Here is a 15,947-nt window from a genome sequence, read left to right on the forward strand (position 1 = left end):
GATATACAAAATATATCTTTTGGATATTCAAAAGATATGCTTTTGTTTAGAAATTTTTCACTATCTTTGAATGAAGGTGAAATCAAAGCGATAGTGGGACCAAGCGGTGTGGGGAAAACGACTTTGTTTGAACTCATCTTGGGATACCGCAAACCGTATTCAGGATCGATTCGATCCAAACCTTTCTCACAAGTATTTCAAGATCCCTATAGCTCGTTTCATCCTACCTATACAATACGACAGCAAATACTCGAAGTAACGACGATGGATGGCTATGAAGCGCTATTGATGCAAATGGGCTTGGAAGAGAGCTTATTAGACTCCCTGCCTCATAAACTTTCAGGCGGACAGTTACAACGGTGTTCAATTCTGCGTTCATTGTTGATGAAGCCGAAACTGCTTTTGCTGGATGAACCGACATCGGCGCTGGATAATCTTAATCAGCTCGATATCATGAAATTAATCATTCAGAATTTAGAGGGGATGGGTGTACTGCTGATAACACATGATGGTGATTTGGCACGGTGGTGTGCCGATGAGATTATTAAGCTCGGGTAGAGTGATACTGAGGCAGGGATACTATTTGGTTATCATAGGCTTGCTGCATCTTGAGTTGTGTTTCATTTAGCCATTCCGGATTGCTTTTATCCGCTGTGAATGAGTCTAAATAGATGGCTGTGATGGTTCCTGAGCGGAATATTTTACGTTTATTGCTAAAGTGTTGAGCAGTAGCGATGAGGACGATCGGTTGAACTTTGAGATTGAACTTGTCTGCTACCATTTTAGCACCGGCTTTGAAAGGTCTCATCGTCCCTGTTTCTGTTCGTGTACCCTCTGGAAAGATAGTGATAACACGTCCGTGATCAAGCCGATCTTTACACTCTTTGATCAGTTTGACAAGAGAGGTTTTGCTTTCACGTTCCAACGCAATGTCTTTTGGGAGCCGAACGACAAGTCCAAAGAACGGTACATCAAAGAGCTCTTTTTTTGCAACCCAAGCTAAGTCTCTGTTGGTGATGGTCTCCATAACGCCAATATCGATATCGCTTTGGTGGTTGATCAAAAACATTTGTGCTTCAGGATCAGGAGTCCCTTTCACATCAACAGGGATAAAGACCAGTAAGCGGATAAACCATGCTGAAAACTTGACAGCATAGGGCTTGGGGAGAAGATAAAAGGTGGTGATCATCAAAGTCATCCCGCTAAAGATGACGATCACCGCATAAAGCCATTTAATTCGTGCAAATATCACGTTTGTTAATCCATCCCACTTTATCATCACTCAGGTGAACTTTAATAAAATCACCCACCTCTTTTTCTGATTCCAAATGTTCTTCTTGTAGAGTCATCTCAAAAATAGTGCCGTTTTTGATCGGTAAAAGATAAACCGGAGCATCTTTTTTGACGCAAAGTTTTTGGTTTGGCAAAAGAGCATAAACGACATAAAACATCGGTAGTGCCGCAAGGTAAAGATACGTTTTGTTTCGTCTCCAATAAAACATTCCAAAAAGCATAAGAATAGTAACAGCGGCACCGCCTACCTTGAGTTCGGTATGGCGTGCATCGGTCGGGGAGAGATCATTTTGTCCGGTTGAAACGGTATCATCGTCAACTTGTATAGGTATGGTTACCGATTCATAACGCTGTTTTTGGAGATTAAAGTAGCTAAATACAAGATTTTGTTCCGTATTGGGAATGATCGCATAGTAGGTCATTTGCGATTCACCGACATTGGAGAGTTTTGATTCAAACCCTTGCTTGATAGCATTAGGAATCGAAAAATCGCTAATGTTACAGCGTGAAGCTTTAACCGTGAAAATAACGACATTGCTTTCGTTATTGTATGGAGTTGTTTTATAGTTGATTACAGTGAACTTATCGGCCAATACATTTGCAAAACCGTTTGGCGGACTTAATGTTGTCGCATTAAAAGAACTTCCACTCAATGTTTCAGACGTTGCGCCTGTTGATGTCAGTGTTGCAGTGATATCAGGAAGACGGATACTTTGAGATTGAACCAAGAAATAAAAAGTATCATAAACCCCATCTTCTTTTACTTTTCGCTTAGGAGTATCACTAAAAATACGAACACCGGATTCATTGTTTAGGGTATATTCGATGTTGCCGGATGCTAAATCAACGGGAGTGAGTTTCACATTTACAGCAATAATTTCACCTATATAAGGGCGTGAAGGGAGGTTTGTAAATTCTAATTTAAGCCCGCTTTGGGAATGTACGCCCGAAAAAAGAGAATTAATATCGGATCCGGCACCCTGATCAGACTGTGCAGAGGGTTCAGCGGCTTGGGGATCGGTAAGAACCGAAGGCTCTGCAATAAGAAGTTGTCCGATAAGACAAATAAAAAGAGCTAAAGCTTTCAAGCGCTTATGAACCCCTCTAGCATTGCTTTGCCATCATTTGAGCCTAAAAGAGCTTCAATGGCACGTTCAGGATGCGGCATAAGACCAAATACATTTTTGGCTTTATTGCAAATACCGGCAATACTGTCAACTGAACCGTTCGGATTATCAATATTTCCTGATGCATCAGTGTATTTTAGAAGAACTTGATTATTGGCATAAAGCTCTTGAAGTTCTTCGCTATCAATATAAAAATTGCCGTCATGGTGAGCAATAGGAATATTGACTACTTGATCGATGGAACAATGACGTAAAAAATCGTTCTCATTATTCACTACTTTTAGGTGGTGATGACGAGAGATAAAGTGGAGTCCTTCATTACGCTTAAGTGCACCTGGAAGGAGCCCTGTTTCGGTTAAAACTTGGAACCCGTTACAAATCCCTAGCACTTTTCCACCGTTATTGGCATACACTTTGAGTGCCTTCATGATGGGAGACATTTTTGCAATTGCACCGCTGCGGAGATAGTCACCATAACTAAATCCTCCCGCTACAACGACGAGATCACACCCTTGTGGAATTGCATCATTTTTGTGCCAGAGAATCTCTGTTTCGCACCCTAAAGATGCAAATGCATGCTGGGTATCGTATTCACAGTTTGTCCCGGGAAATTGGATAATACCGACTTTCATGCTTGAATCTCAATCTCATAATCTTCAATAACGGTGTTAGCCAAAAGCTCTTCACACATGTGAGCAACTTTCTCTTTAGCAGTTGCACTGTCGGTTTCATTCATCTCGATGATGATTTGTTTGCCGACACGAACATCTTTTACGCTCTCAAAACCATGGCTGCTTAGTGCGTGATGTACCGCTTTTCCTTGAGAATCCAAAACACCATTTTTCAAAAATACATTGACGATTGCTTTCATAATTATTACCCCAAAATTCTGTTTAATACTTCTTCGTAAGCGACTTTTAGTCCGCCTAGACCTTGGCGAAAACGGTCTTTATCCATTTTCTCGCCGGTTTCTAAATCCCAAAATCGGCAGTTATCCGGACTGATTTCGTCAGCCAAGATAATTTTTCCGTCTTTGTCACGGCCGAATTCAAGTTTGAAATCGACAAGATTGAGCCCTTTTTCATGGAAATAAGGGCGTAAAATAGCGTTCACTTCACGAGCCATTGCGCGTAATTGATCAAGCTCCGCTTCATCGCGCACCAGTTCTAAAATCAAACAATGTTGGTCGTTGAGTTTCGGGTCGCCGAGTTCATCATTTTTATAGTCAAACTCTACCAATGTGAACGGGAGTACTTTTCCGTCGGCAATTCCGAGATTTTTGCTCAAACTTCCGGTTGCAATGTTACGAACGATGACTTCAATGAGGATGATATCTACTTTTTTACAAAGCATGTGTGTATCATCAAGCATCTCAACAAAGTGTGATTCAACTCCACGATTGGCCAACATTTTAAACAGTTCGGTAGAGATCTTGTTGTTCAAGGCACCTTTACCCGATTCATTGTCTTTTTTAGCACCGTTAAATGCGGTTAGGTCATCTTTGAACTCTGCAATAACTAAATTAGGATCATCAGTACTAAAAAGACGTTTTGCCTTTCCTTCGTAGATGAGGTCGCGTTTTTCCATGATTACTTTCCTTTGACTATGATTAAAGCTTTGATTATGTCAACACCCTCTTTGAGCTGAATATCTTTGTTCATCTGCTCTGGAGTGATGGTCGTTTTATTGGTTGCATTGGCTTCGGTCACATCTACCATACCCGGATTTTCTTTTTCCAGTTCGGATGTGAGATGTTCTTTTAGATCAGCCTCTTTGATATTGAATGATTTCGTATGATTTTTTATTTCTCCGGAAGCCACTTCAATATCCGGTGTTACTCCAACTGCTTGAATGGTACGGCCGCTTGGGAGATAATATCGTGCTACGGTCAGTTTTATCCCCTCTGTTTCAGTGATTGGCATGACAACCTGAACAGACCCTTTTCCAAAAGTTTTTTCTCCGACGATGACGCCACGTTTGAGATCTTGCAATGCACCGCTCACAATTTCGGAAGCGCTTGCAGAACCTTCATTGACCAATACAACTAAAGGGAGATGGGTAATGGTATTGCTTTTGGTCGCTTTGTAGGTTACGTCGTCAGCTTTGTTACGCCCTTTTTGTGAAACGATCACCCCTTCATCGACAAACAAGTCGGTGAGCTCAACGGCTTGGTCCAATAATCCTCCCGGGTTATTACGAAGATCAAGGATAATCCCTTTGCTTTTGTCTCCGTTTTTTTTGATCGCTTTTTTGACATCGGCAGCCACTTTTTTGTCAAAACTCGTAACGCGGATATAGAGGATATTTCCGCTGATGGTACGGGTATAGACCGATTCGACGGTGATAATATCACGAATGATATGCACTTTGATCGGATCGGCAACCCCTTTGCGTACGATAGTGAGATCGATAGGAGTTTTCGGCGTGCCGCGCATCAAGCCGACGGCATCGTCGATAGTCATGCTCAGTGTCGATTTTTCATTGATTTTTAGGATGATATCACCGGCTTTTATCCCTGCTTTATCCGCAGGAGTCCCTTCGATCGGTGCGATGACGGTTAATGCATTATCTCGCATACCCACAGTGATTCCAAGTCCGCCGAATTCACCGTCGGTTTGGGATTTTAAACTGTCGTAGCTCTTTTTATCCATATAGGTAGAGTGAGCATCGAGATTGGAGAGCATCCCCTGCAAAGATTTATCAATGAGCTGATCGACGGTTAATCCATCAACATTGTATTGTTCAACGATTCCCAAAACTTTTGTGAATTTTGCAAGTGATTGGAGACGAGAGGCTTCAACGGAGGCTTCTGTAGGTTCGGCAACATTGTTTTTTGCTAACAGCGATGTGGAAAGGGCGACGCTGATCGTCACCGCACTGACAAAACCGATAACCATCATTTTTGTGTTTTTCATACGTTTTTTGAACCTTGTGCAGAGCCGCTAAATAAGATCAGGAATTATAGTGAAAACTCAATTAAATAACAATGGATTAGACGATATCGATAACGACATCTCCGATCGTAATTTTTTCCCCTTTGATGATTTTTGCCCGTTTGCGTGTTTCAATTTTTCCGTTTCGGTAAACGTGCGAGTTTTCAATAAGCATTTTGGCCTGACCGCCGGTGTCCACCAAGTCTAACAGTTTGATTAGCTTATGAAGTTCGATATAAGGTTCGGTGAGTGTATAAGTCATTGTCATATCTTTTATGGAATAGTTTGTATCGATATTTGTAAGAAAATTAAAGAGAAAAGCAACGGAGAATATGAAGCCCTTCAATGGGCTTCATACAGTATAAACTACCAGCGATCGCGCGGAGGGCGTGGAGCGCGTGGGCGTGCTTCATTAACGCGTAGAGTGCGTCCGCCGAAATCATTACCTTCAAGAGCAGTGATTGCTTTTTCAGCTTCATCTTTGTTCGCCATTTCAACGAAACCAAAACCGCGGAAGCGTCCTGTTTCTTTGTCATTTACGAATTTAACTGAACTAACTTCACCGTATTGTCCGAAAAGATCTTTCAAATCGTTTTCGTTTTTGCCGTAGGGAATATTCCCGACATAAATTTGTGTCACATTGTGCTCCGTGGAAAAATCGAACTATAACCTGCATAATCCTTGCGATGATTGTATCTATTCCAATCTTATGGAAATGTTAAATAATATTGTATATTTGTGATTAATCAAAAACCATGCCAAAACCTTACAAATTATGGCTTTTTGTCGCAATAATTTGGGGTTTAAATCGTATAAGCTAGTGAATTCGCAGGCTTGAAATAATGGACTTCATCTTGTAGTTTTGTGAGGATTTCATTTTTTGGAAGAGGACGGCAGAGATGATATCCTTGCAATGTATCAATTTTGTTTTCAAGCAGAAAGTCGTAATGGTAGCTCTCTTCAACCCCCTCAGCGGTTACATTCATCCCTAAAATATGGGCCAGGTTGGCGATCATTTCAACAATATGGCGATTGGAATCTCCCTCAAAAAGAGGAAGGATAAACGATTTGTCGATTTTGAGTGTATCAATCGGTAATTGCGCCAAATAGGCAAATGAAGAGTACCCTGTGCCGAAGTCATCTAGGGCAATACGGATACCTCCCATTTTTAATTCATGAAGCTGATTGCTGATAAGAGAGATGTTCTCCATCAGAGTGCTTTCGGTGACTTCAATTTTTAGAAATGAGGTAGGAATGGAGCGCTGTTTTAGATAATCCAAGAGGGTATGGGCGAAATCTTCTTGATAGAGTTGTTTGGCGGAAACATTGATGGCAACAAAAAACGGATCATTCGTCATTAAACGTACCGTATCAATGAAATCACATGCTTGAGAGAGCACTTCGTGTGCAAGCAAGTGAATGTCCCCGTTGGCTTCGGCAATCGGGATAAAAACATCGGGAGGAATAAATCCTTCTTTGGGATGCTGGAAACGCAAAAGGGCTTCGTATCCCTCAATATGCAGTGTTTTTGAATCGATCAGCGGTTGAAAGTAGAGTTCGAATAAATGTTGTTTTAATCCCTCGCGAATAAGGGATTCAATGCGTAAAAAGTCATACAACGCTTGTTGCATGGAGGAGTGATAATAAACAAATTGATTTTTGCCTTTATGTTTTGCGTTGTACATCGCAGTATCGGCATGTTTGATTAGATCTTCTTCATTAGAAGCATCTTGCGGATAGAGGACAATACCGATAGAAGAGGAGAGAAAAAAATCGGTCTCGTTGATTTTGAACGGTTCTTTAAAGACTTGAATGAGTCGCTTGGCAATGGTGTCGATCCAGATCAAATCGGCATTGTGAAGGACAATAACAAACTCATCTCCACCGAAACGGGCACAAAAATCATAGACACCGATCGTATTTCTAAGACGCTGACTCACTTCGATGAGTATTTGATCCCCGATCTTATGGCCCATCGTATCGTTGATATTTTTAAAATTATCCAAGTCTAAAAACATCAGAGCAAACGGTGAATTTGCCGAATGTTCAAATCGATTGTCGAGTTGAAGTTTGAGTTTTGCCCGATTGGGCAAAAGGGTTAGGGGATCATGAAGTGCCAGAAACGCGATCTCTTCACTCTGTGCTTTCGGTGCAGTGATATCACTGGTGATTCCGATAAAGAGATGAAGCTTGGGGTGATGATGGACACGGCTATTGAGCCAGCGTATTTGGTTGTCATTATGAATGATGCGAAAACATATTGTTTGTGATTGTCCCGGAAGAAGTGTTTCGAAAAAGGTTTTCACTAAAAGCCGATCTTCGGGATGGATCTGTTGCTGCCAAAGAACCGGATCATTTAAAAAATCTTCTTTGGGAATGCCAAAAATATCTTCTACCGCATTGTTGACATACGATAAGGTAAGATTTTGATTGTTGATATACCAGATGACTTCATCAATGCTGCCGAGAATTTCTTCTATTTCTTGATTTCTATGATTAAGCAGTTTGGATAATTCGTGAGCTTGAAATTCGATAAGTTCTTTAGAAAGAAGCAGCTCTTTATTGAGGTGATTGAGTTCACTCTGATTGCGAATATTGACAAAAAAACGGGTTGTTCCGTTATGCTGTATCATCCGTACGCTTTTGGTCGTTTCTATGACATATCCGTCGCGATGGAGAAAATCGGTTGACGCATCTAATGATTTTCCATCTTGCATGACTTTTGAGATACATTTTTGAAACACATCGATATCTGCCAAAATAGATAGAATATTCAACCCTTTCAGCATTGTGTTTTCGTAGCCGAGCATTTCACAAAATGATTCATTCGCAAAAAGAATTACACCACGTTCATCGACAATAATAATCCCGTCTGGGAGATAATTCAAAACATCAAATAATGGAACTTCAGTGTACATATAATCCTAAAATGCGTATATTCGAATATTATAATTTTTTATGCTTTAAGGTTTCCTTTCTATAGCCCTTAGGCTGACATAATTTGAATTGAGCTATAATCGCGTAATTTTATGCATAAAGAGTATTAGTATGGTACAAGTAACGAAATTAACAATGCGCTTTGGAAGTCGGATTTTGTTTGAGGGGATCAACCTGAAACTTGACCGTAATAAACGATACGGTCTTATCGGAGCTAACGGAGCGGGAAAAACGACCTTTTTGAAGATCCTCAGCGGTGAGATCAAAGAGTATGAAGGGGATATCTCTATCGAGCCCGGCCTCAAAGTGGGTGTTTTGGGACAAAATCAGTTTGCGTTTGAAGATTTTACGATTGCAGACGCCGTATTGTGGGGAAACAAACGTCTCTATGATGCTATCAAAGAGAAAGAGCATTTGTATGCAACGGGTGATTTTGAAGACGATAAGGTCAATGATCGTTTGGCGGAACTCGAAATGATCTGTTGTGAAGAAGATCCGACGTACGAATACGACGTTCAAATCGCGAAAATTCTTGAAAACGTTGGAATCGCTGCAGAAAATCATCACGATTTGATGTCAACACTTCCGTCTTCTGAAAAGTTCAAAGTTCTTCTTGCTCAGGTTCTTTATCCGAAACCGGATGTTTTATTCCTCGATGAGCCGACCAATAACCTTGATATCGATACAATCGGGTGGTTGGAACATGAGCTTCAACGTCATGAGGGGACGATGGTTGTTATTTCGCATGACCGTCACTTTATCAATGCCGTTGTGACGAATATCCTTGACGTCGATTTCCAAAAGATCCGTGAATTTACCGGAAATTACGACGACTGGTATCTCGCATCGACTGTTATGGCCAACCAAGCACAGTTGGAGCGGGATAAAAAATTGAAAGAAAAAGAACAGCTCGAAGCGTTCGTCCGCCGATTCTCTGCGAATGCGTCGAAGGCGAAGCAGGCGACTTCTCGTCAGAAACAACTTGACAAACTCACCATCGATGACATCAAACCATCGAGCAGACGTGATCCGAGTATCGTCTTTAAAGCCAAACGTCAGATGGGTGACGAAGCCCTCGATGTTATCGGTGTATCCCATAACTACGACGATTTAGAAGTACTTAAAAATATTGATCTCAAAATTGTTCCGGGTGAAAAAATTGCCGTGATCGGTGCCAACGGTGTGGGTAAATCAACGTTGCTCAAAATCATCATGGAAGAGCTTACACCGAGCGAGGGAAGCGTCAAATGGGGGGCAACGATTGAGCCGACCTATTTCCCGCAAGATACGACCGACCGTATCAAAGGGACAGAGACCTTGTACGATTGGCTTCGCGCATTTGATCCAAAGCGTGAAATCTCTGAAATTCGTAACTGTTTGGGACGTATGCTTTTCAACGGTGAGCAGCAGGAGAAAAGTATCGAGAAAATCTCCGGAGGTGAAAAACACCGTATGATGCTCTCGAAGATGATGTTGGAAGGGGGAAATTTCCTCGTATTGGATGAACCGACCAACCACCTTGACCTTGAAGCGATTATCGCGCTGGGTGAAGCGTTATATGAATTTGACGGAAATGTTATTTGTGTGAGTCATGACCGTGAATTGCTCGATGCATTTGCCGGCCGAATCATCGAATTGCATGCAGATCGAACGTATATCGACTTCAAAGGGACCTACGAAGAGTTTGCTGAGGCAAAAGCGAATGGACAATTATAAAAAATTTGTCGGCTTAGGAATCGCCGGAAATTTTGCACTCCATCTTGAACAAGCCGGAGAGAGTGCCGATTTTAAGGATGTTATCACCGAAGATCCAAACGGACCGAAAGGGATGTTTCCGTTTTATATTCCCGGACGTGAAGGACAGCTTGGGGTTTATCCGATCAGTTCTGATACGATCATATTGCCGCAAGAGGTGTGTAACGTTCAGCCCGAGCCTGAAGTAGCTTTGATCTGTGAGTTCAGTTACGATGAAAAAGGGAATATTACGGCCATCACTCCAAAATTTTTCGGTGCATATAATGATTGTTCGCTTCGCAAAGAGGGGGCGGCAAAAATCAGCCACAAAAAAAACTGGGGTGCAGCATCCAAAGGGATCTCCTCTACATTGATCCCGATCGATACGTTTGAGAAAGGCGGTGTAATGGATAGCTATCGCATTGCATCGTTTCTACGCCGAGAGGGGATGTTGATGCGTTATGGCGAAGATGTCGAGCTTAGCGGATACAGCTTCTTTTATGGAAAACTGATTGAATGGATGAAAAAGCAGATCAACGGACAGGTTGATTTTGGTCCACTGGAACCTATAAATGAGTATTTGAAAGCATCAGGCTATCCCACCGAAGCAATCATCAGTATCGGTGCAACCCGATACACCCATTTTGGAGAAACCAATTTTCTCCAAGAGGGGGATGAAGTGATTGTGGTAGTTTATGACAATAAAAAATACTGCATGAATCCGATTCTTACAATGGCGAATCGAAACGCTTTTGAATCGGAAGGGATCAGTGCGTTGGTTCAAAAGGTTGTACGTGGTTAAACCGGGGTTATACCGTCATTATAAAGGGAAACACTACGAGGTTATCGGTGTGGCGAAACACTCTGAGACGAGTGAAAACATGGTGGTCTATCGACCGTTGTACGGGGAACGCGGATTATGGGTTCGTCCGTTGAAAATGTTTGAAGAGACGATGCCTAATGGAACGAAACGGTTTGAATATTGCGGGGAAGTGCAATGAGCCGCGGAACAAAACTCTCACTTGATCTTGGGGCTTCGTGGGGTGATGGATGGAGTTTGGAGGAGGAGAAAAACACACAAGCTCCTCTTGCGATCCTTGATCCTTCAGCACATCGTCTTGTGTTTCAAAAAGAGAAACGAAAAGGGAAAATAGTGACCCTTGTCGGAGCGTTTAGTCTCACTGAAGAGGATGCTCAAAAAACGCTTTCATCGCTTAAAAAATCGTTGGCCTGTGGCGGTGCGTACAAAGAGCAATGGATGGAGTTTCAAGGCGATATCGCTCCTAAAGTACGTGAACAACTTGAAAAACTCTCTTTCAAGTTTAAAAAATAGTTACAATTTGTTGCTAAAGACAATTTGGTTGCGTCCACGCTCTTTAGCGGCATAAAGATTGGTATCGGCGGTATGGATAAGGGCGTCTTCGCTCATATCGACCGTAGGGACGATACAGACCCCTCCAATAGAGACACTGAGTGTCGGAAGAATTTTGGAACCTTTATGCTCTATTTTTAAATGTTCAATACTGGCACGAACTTTTTCTCCCATGATTCTTGCATTTTTACAATCTATATCCGTCAGTATCACACCAAATTCTTCCCCACCCAGACGAAAAGGGTAATCTCCGGGCCGTTGAAGGGTGGTTTTCAAGATTTTGGCGACGGTTTGAAGCGCGAGATCCCCCTGTAAATGTCCATAGGTATCGTTATATTGTTTAAAAAAATCGATGTCGAGCATCATAAAAACAAACGGTCTGTTGGAACGGATCGCCCGTTTGAACTCTCTCTCATAGACGATGTTAAAATACCGTCGGTTATACAATGAAGTGAGAGAATCGGTATAGGATGCCTGTTCAAGTTTAAAATTGAGATGTTTTAAGGTCTCACTCGATTCGATGAGCTGTTGCTGCTGTATTTCAATCCGAGAAAAGATCATCCATGCCAGCCCCATGACTAAAGACAAAATGACCCCTAAAAACAAAAATAGCTGGACCAGAGCATTTTGGTACTGTGCAAGGAGTTGAGCGTGTTCATATTTGGCGGCCGCATTTTCATAGGCAATCAATTGTTGCAGAGTGTGCTGGATCGATTGAATATTCTCATCCATCGTGATCAATGAAAGAGGATGAGAACGAACAGGGTCATTAATGAGAGAACGCACTTGAATAAAATAATCGGCGACGTGTTGGATCTGCTCTCCCGTGTAGGTTACATAAGCAATCTCTTCCGGACGCTTGTGGTGTGAGGTATAGGAAGCCCATAAGTGGTTTATCTGTTCTAGCGATTCCACGATTTTATTTGATACGTGTTCATCGCTAATAAGCTTGTTGTTCCATTGATAGATCGAAGATGCGAGATTGTTATGGTATGCGGCATTGATAGCATTGAGTTCGCTGAGCGGGAGAAGTGAACCAAAATAGAGGGTATCGAGATTCTTTTTAATATTTTGGATATTAAAATAGCCAATCAGCCCTACGACGACAAGACCAAAGCCTACAAGTAACAATAAATACAATAGCTTTGCTTTGAGTTTTAGCGGTTTCACGTCGTTGATAAACTTTATTGTTTGGATAAAAGTTCTAAGCAACTCCTATACCAAATTTGTTTAGAATTGTGTAATAGAAACAGTGGAGGAATAGATGGCGAAACGACTCATAAAGGATGAGCGTATTAAAACAATCGTTCATAATATAGCTGAAGATTTTCGTTTTTCTCATGAGACAGGTGATTACGCACTGTTATTTTATAAAGCCGATACGGAAGGTGCGGTGAGGGGTGCCGATATCGACTCAATGATCGAATATCTCTCAACGGGGCTTTCTGAACTTCAGGACAACATTCAGTGGCGGAGAGAATTTTTGAGTGATAATCCCGGTGTCGATGAGATGCGAATGTTGGAAAATTTGGGTGTAATCGAAAAAGAGTACATCGAACTATTGGAATTTTTGCGTTAATCGCCTAGGAGATAACATGAAATTACAACTCTTCTTAATAAGTAGCTTAATGAGCCTCTCTGTATATGGGGCAGAAGATTTTAACAGTGAATTCAGCCATTTTGCCGGCGGTGCCGTTTTAGCGGGCGGAGTGAGCGCTATTGTCGATCACTATTATCCTGAGTACCGTGCTGATAGAAGAAATATCGGATTTAGCGTCAGTACACTTGCGGTATTGGTAGATCAAAGTATCCAGTATGCCGAACACGGAAATGCAAGAGGGCAGTTGCTCGACACAGCCGCGCACATTGCAGGATCGGCACTGGGGGCCTATGTAACGGATGAATATCTGTTGACTCCGATTATCAAAGACTCATCCAGTGAAGGCAAATATGTCGGATTGGCTCTCCAACGTACCTTTTAAAAGAGAGGATTTATCTCTCTTTATAGGGTTCCAAAGGGACCTTTTTACTCATAGCATACTGAATTCCGCCATCAAGATCGATAACATTGTAGCCTAGTTGTTTCCCTAAAAAGGTTCCAAGCACTTTACTGCGATTGCCGCTGTTACAAATAAGGGCAAATTTTTCATCTTTTTTGACGACTTTGTTGAGTTTCACGAGAAAAGTGTCAATGTTATAGTTGCCTTGTTCGTCAAAAAACATAATAGGGACAGAACCTTTTACCAAACCGGTTGTTTTCCATTCTCCAGGAGTACGGATATCGATGATTTTTGTTTTTGAGTCGATCAGTTTTTGATCGATCGGTTGTCGAATGTACTCGGCAGTAAGTGTAGTAATGACAAATAATAGAGATAAAAGGGCTAAACGCATATATAGGCTCCTAAAAGGTATAATAACGGTATTGTATCGATGAATGACTAATATGAGGATTTATGGGCGTATCTAAAGAGGAAAATTCCAAACGGCTTCGGTATATCCGTTTACTTGGACGCTTTATCAGCGGAATCATTGCATGGCTTTCCAAAGCGGATCATCCGACCAAAGAGCAGTATGATCAAAAAGTGGATATGAATTTTCGCTTTTTAGAAAAAAATGAGGCGGTCAAACTCTATAAAGACGAATATACCGAGCTCGAAGCACTCGGACAAAAGATACTCGATTTCCGAGCGGGTGATGAGACAATCGAAACAATCAAAGAAGAGCTTTTTTATGCTCAAAATCAGCTTGAAAAACGGATCAACGCCCGCCGGTATAAAAAATCAAAGCATGATAATCATGCGAATGACGGATGGTGATTAAAATACACCTAAATGTTCCAGCAAGATTTTGGTTCCGATCCCAATCAGAATCAAACCGCCCAAAATTTCAGCCTTGCTCTCCAAAAGCGATCCAAGCTTTTTCCCAATAAAAACAGCAATAATACAAAGCCCAAAGGTAACGAGTGCGATGAGTGCTGATGCGCTCAGAATGTCACTTTGCAAAAAGGCGAAGGTAACCCCGATTGCCATCGCATCGATACTCGTAGCGATTCCCATCGTAATCAGTGTCTTTGTGGATAGGTCGTCTACTTCCTCATCAAACTCATTTTTATACGCTTCATAGAGCATTTTTATCCCCAATCCTGAGAGGAGAAAAAAAGCGATCCAATGATCAAATGCTTGAACGTACTCGGCAAAACTGATACCGATAAAATATCCGGCTAAAGGCATCGCCCCTTGAAAAAAACCGAAAACGGCTGCGGTAAAGAGAGTTTTAGACAGTAAGAGATCCCGATATTTTGAACCGATTGCAATGGATACGGCAACGGAGTCCATTGCCAAAGCGACAGCGAGGATCAAAAGAGTTTCATGCATTGTTTGTCCTGAAAAATAAGTGCGCCATTATAGCGGACGAACAAGAAACTTTTTTATCCTTACGAGCAGCATGAACCGCCATTGCAACTTTTTTTACCCTTTTCGAATCGTGCACGAATTAAATGCCATCCTATTAACCCTAGTAAAATTGCTGCGGCAATTTTCTCTACAATACCATGATGTTCATGGATATCAACACTCATATTGAGTGCCAGTGTGTCGAAAAGCAAATCGATAGCTGCTCCGAAAAGAAGACTCCCGATACCGATAACCGAGAGATAAATCACCAATGCGCGTGTTCCAAGCATCGATTTGACTGATCCCATCGTAACGGTATTGGTGGCGGGTCCTGCACTGAGAAAGATAAAAGCAGCACCCGGAGAAACTCCTGCAATGAGAAGTGATGCGGCAATAGGGATGGATTCAGTCGCGCAAACATACATTGGTGCTGCAATTGCTACGGCGATCAGATAGCCTAGGTATCGATTGTCGTTGAAAAGCTCTTGAAGATTCGATGGGATAGCGGCTGCTATGAAAGCACCGATCAAAAGTCCCCACAAAAGAGGTTTGCTAAAACTTCCCAAAAGGGTTATAAACCCGTAGCGGAAAACGGCACGCAAAGAAAATGGTTTTTTATCTTGAATAGGAGCTGTTTGTAGGAAAGATGGAGATGCTTTCGGTGCAGTAGCCGTAAAAGAAAACGGTTTTTTCACCGGTTCTTTGGGCTCAAAGATAGTAATCAACATTCCCGCCACGATGGCGATTGCGACAGAGGTAAAAAGGCGGTAAAGGGTAAATACCCATCCAAACATTCCGAATGTTGCCAGAATGGAATCAATACCCGTTATAGGGGTAGAGATTAAAAAAGAAAGAGTTGCTCCTTTGGATGCGCCATTGTGGCGAAGTGATGCCGCAAAAGGGATAACGCTGCAAGAGCACAGGGGGAGGGGCGCCCCGAATAAAGCGGCTTTAAAGACGGAGGTATGGGTGTCTGAACCCAAATGTTTTTGTATCCATGTTTCACTGATAATCTGATGGAGTGCCCCTGCAACCAAGAGACCAAACAGAATATAAACTCCCATACTGACGCTCAAATTCCAAAACGCTTCCCATATCAAGTACATTGGATACTCCTGAAAATAATAACTATTATCGAATTCTATGCATTTTGACTTAA

The 15,947-nt window shown here is 41.9% G+C and carries 21 protein-coding genes; 8 read left to right on the forward strand and 13 right to left on the reverse strand.

What is annotated here, in order from left to right:
- The first annotated feature begins 36 nt into the window (after window positions 1-36).
- Entirely contained in the window at window positions 37-558 is a 522-nt protein-coding gene (locus tag CJD30_RS07565) for an ATP-binding cassette domain-containing protein (protein ID WP_294918053.1), read from the forward strand.
- Here the strand turns inward: CJD30_RS07565 and CJD30_RS07570 are convergent.
- The 9 genes from CJD30_RS07570 to CJD30_RS07610 all read right to left on the reverse strand — a co-directional run bounded on the left by CJD30_RS07570 (window position 545) and on the right by CJD30_RS07610 (window position 8,271).
- Window positions 545-1,252, reverse strand: coding sequence for a lysophospholipid acyltransferase family protein (locus tag CJD30_RS07570; RefSeq protein WP_294918002.1), 708 nt, complete (start codon window positions 1,250-1,252; stop codon window positions 545-547). The two genes, CJD30_RS07565 and CJD30_RS07570, sit on opposite strands and share 14 nt — an antisense overlap.
- On the reverse strand, window positions 1,233-2,381 hold the full coding sequence (locus tag CJD30_RS07575; RefSeq protein ID WP_294918004.1) for a hypothetical protein: 1,149 nt from the start codon (window positions 2,379-2,381) through the stop codon (window positions 1,233-1,235). Before CJD30_RS07575 ends, CJD30_RS07570 begins: the two co-directional genes overlap by 20 nt.
- The gene (gene purQ / locus CJD30_RS07580) at window positions 2,378-3,052 is read right to left on the reverse strand and encodes a phosphoribosylformylglycinamidine synthase subunit PurQ (protein ID WP_294918005.1); all 675 of its coding nucleotides are present in this window, start codon (window positions 3,050-3,052) and stop codon (window positions 2,378-2,380) included. The genes CJD30_RS07575 and purQ overlap by 4 nt, the downstream gene beginning before the upstream one ends.
- Window positions 3,049-3,291: a phosphoribosylformylglycinamidine synthase subunit PurS gene (gene purS, locus CJD30_RS07585; protein WP_294918007.1), complete on the reverse strand. Its 243-nt coding sequence runs from the start codon at window positions 3,289-3,291 to the stop codon at window positions 3,049-3,051. The genes purQ and purS overlap by 4 nt, the downstream gene beginning before the upstream one ends.
- A gap of 5 nt (window positions 3,292-3,296) precedes the next feature.
- Entirely contained in the window at window positions 3,297-4,007 is a 711-nt protein-coding gene (gene purC, locus CJD30_RS07590) for a phosphoribosylaminoimidazolesuccinocarboxamide synthase (RefSeq protein WP_294918009.1), read from the reverse strand.
- Window positions 4,008-4,009: 2 nt separating this feature from the next.
- Window positions 4,010-5,335 (reverse strand): S41 family peptidase, encoded by a 1,326-nt coding sequence (locus CJD30_RS07595; protein ID WP_294918011.1) that lies wholly within the window; start codon window positions 5,333-5,335, stop codon window positions 4,010-4,012.
- A 76-nt stretch (window positions 5,336-5,411) separates the two neighbouring features.
- The gene (locus CJD30_RS07600; RefSeq protein WP_294918013.1) at window positions 5,412-5,615 is read right to left on the reverse strand and encodes an RNA-binding S4 domain-containing protein; all 204 of its coding nucleotides are present in this window, start codon (window positions 5,613-5,615) and stop codon (window positions 5,412-5,414) included.
- 104 nt (window positions 5,616-5,719) lie between these two features.
- Entirely contained in the window at window positions 5,720-5,992 is a 273-nt protein-coding gene (locus CJD30_RS07605) for an RNA-binding protein (RefSeq protein ID WP_294918015.1), read from the reverse strand.
- 164 nt (window positions 5,993-6,156) lie between these two features.
- The gene (locus CJD30_RS07610; RefSeq protein WP_294918017.1) at window positions 6,157-8,271 is read right to left on the reverse strand and encodes an EAL domain-containing protein; all 2,115 of its coding nucleotides are present in this window, start codon (window positions 8,269-8,271) and stop codon (window positions 6,157-6,159) included.
- Window positions 8,272-8,401: 130 nt separating this feature from the next.
- On the opposite strand from CJD30_RS07610, the gene CJD30_RS07615 reads away from it, so the two are divergent.
- The 4 genes from CJD30_RS07615 to CJD30_RS07630 are packed head-to-tail and all read left to right on the forward strand — an operon-like array spanning window position 8,402 to window position 11,357.
- The gene (locus tag CJD30_RS07615; RefSeq protein ID WP_294918019.1) at window positions 8,402-10,006 is read left to right on the forward strand and encodes an ATP-binding cassette domain-containing protein; all 1,605 of its coding nucleotides are present in this window, start codon (window positions 8,402-8,404) and stop codon (window positions 10,004-10,006) included.
- Window positions 9,993-10,826 carry a DUF5718 family protein gene (locus tag CJD30_RS07620; protein ID WP_294918020.1) on the forward strand — a complete coding sequence of 278 codons (834 nt, stop codon included), beginning with the start codon at window positions 9,993-9,995 and terminating at the stop codon, window positions 10,824-10,826. Before CJD30_RS07615 ends, CJD30_RS07620 begins: the two co-directional genes overlap by 14 nt.
- The gene (locus CJD30_RS07625) at window positions 10,819-11,025 is read left to right on the forward strand and encodes a DUF1653 domain-containing protein (RefSeq protein WP_294918022.1); all 207 of its coding nucleotides are present in this window, start codon (window positions 10,819-10,821) and stop codon (window positions 11,023-11,025) included. The genes CJD30_RS07620 and CJD30_RS07625 overlap by 8 nt, the downstream gene beginning before the upstream one ends.
- Window positions 11,022-11,357 (forward strand): translation initiation factor, encoded by a 336-nt coding sequence (locus CJD30_RS07630; protein WP_294918024.1) that lies wholly within the window; start codon window positions 11,022-11,024, stop codon window positions 11,355-11,357. The genes CJD30_RS07625 and CJD30_RS07630 overlap by 4 nt, the downstream gene beginning before the upstream one ends.
- Here CJD30_RS07630 and CJD30_RS07635 read toward each other — a convergent pair whose 3' ends face one another.
- A complete protein-coding gene (locus tag CJD30_RS07635; RefSeq protein WP_294918026.1) occupies window positions 11,358-12,566 on the reverse strand; it encodes a diguanylate cyclase in 1,209 nt (402 codons plus the stop codon).
- 94 nt (window positions 12,567-12,660) lie between these two features.
- On the opposite strand from CJD30_RS07635, the gene CJD30_RS07640 reads away from it, so the two are divergent.
- Together CJD30_RS07640 and CJD30_RS07645 are read left to right on the forward strand one after the other, a co-directional pair.
- Window positions 12,661-12,975, forward strand: a complete 315-nt coding sequence (locus CJD30_RS07640; RefSeq protein WP_294918028.1) for a hypothetical protein — start codon at window positions 12,661-12,663, stop codon at window positions 12,973-12,975.
- A 49-nt stretch (window positions 12,976-13,024) separates the two neighbouring features.
- Window positions 13,025-13,378 carry a hypothetical protein gene (locus tag CJD30_RS07645; RefSeq protein WP_294918030.1) on the forward strand — a complete coding sequence of 118 codons (354 nt, stop codon included), beginning with the start codon at window positions 13,025-13,027 and terminating at the stop codon, window positions 13,376-13,378.
- Between the two features lie 10 nt (window positions 13,379-13,388).
- Here the strand turns inward: CJD30_RS07645 and CJD30_RS07650 are convergent, their stop codons facing one another.
- Complete coding sequence (locus CJD30_RS07650; protein ID WP_294918032.1) at window positions 13,389-13,787, reverse strand: rhodanese-like domain-containing protein; 399 nt, start codon at window positions 13,785-13,787, stop codon at window positions 13,389-13,391.
- 62 nt (window positions 13,788-13,849) lie between these two features.
- On the opposite strand from CJD30_RS07650, the gene CJD30_RS07655 reads away from it, so the two are divergent.
- A complete protein-coding gene (locus CJD30_RS07655) occupies window positions 13,850-14,212 on the forward strand; it encodes a hypothetical protein (protein ID WP_294918034.1) in 363 nt (120 codons plus the stop codon).
- Here the strand turns inward: CJD30_RS07655 and CJD30_RS07660 are convergent, their stop codons facing one another.
- Both CJD30_RS07660 and CJD30_RS07665 read right to left on the reverse strand, forming a co-directional pair.
- Window positions 14,213-14,770: a manganese efflux pump MntP family protein gene (locus CJD30_RS07660; RefSeq protein ID WP_294918035.1), complete on the reverse strand. Its 558-nt coding sequence runs from the start codon at window positions 14,768-14,770 to the stop codon at window positions 14,213-14,215.
- 59 nt (window positions 14,771-14,829) lie between these two features.
- Window positions 14,830-15,894 (reverse strand): SO_0444 family Cu/Zn efflux transporter, encoded by a 1,065-nt coding sequence (locus CJD30_RS07665; RefSeq protein ID WP_294918037.1) that lies wholly within the window; start codon window positions 15,892-15,894, stop codon window positions 14,830-14,832.
- Window positions 15,895-15,947 lie beyond the last annotated feature (53 nt).

The organism is Sulfuricurvum sp. PD_MW2 (genome assembly GCF_002633015.1).
In the GTDB taxonomy this organism is placed as follows: domain Bacteria; phylum Campylobacterota; class Campylobacteria; order Campylobacterales; family Sulfurimonadaceae; genus Sulfuricurvum.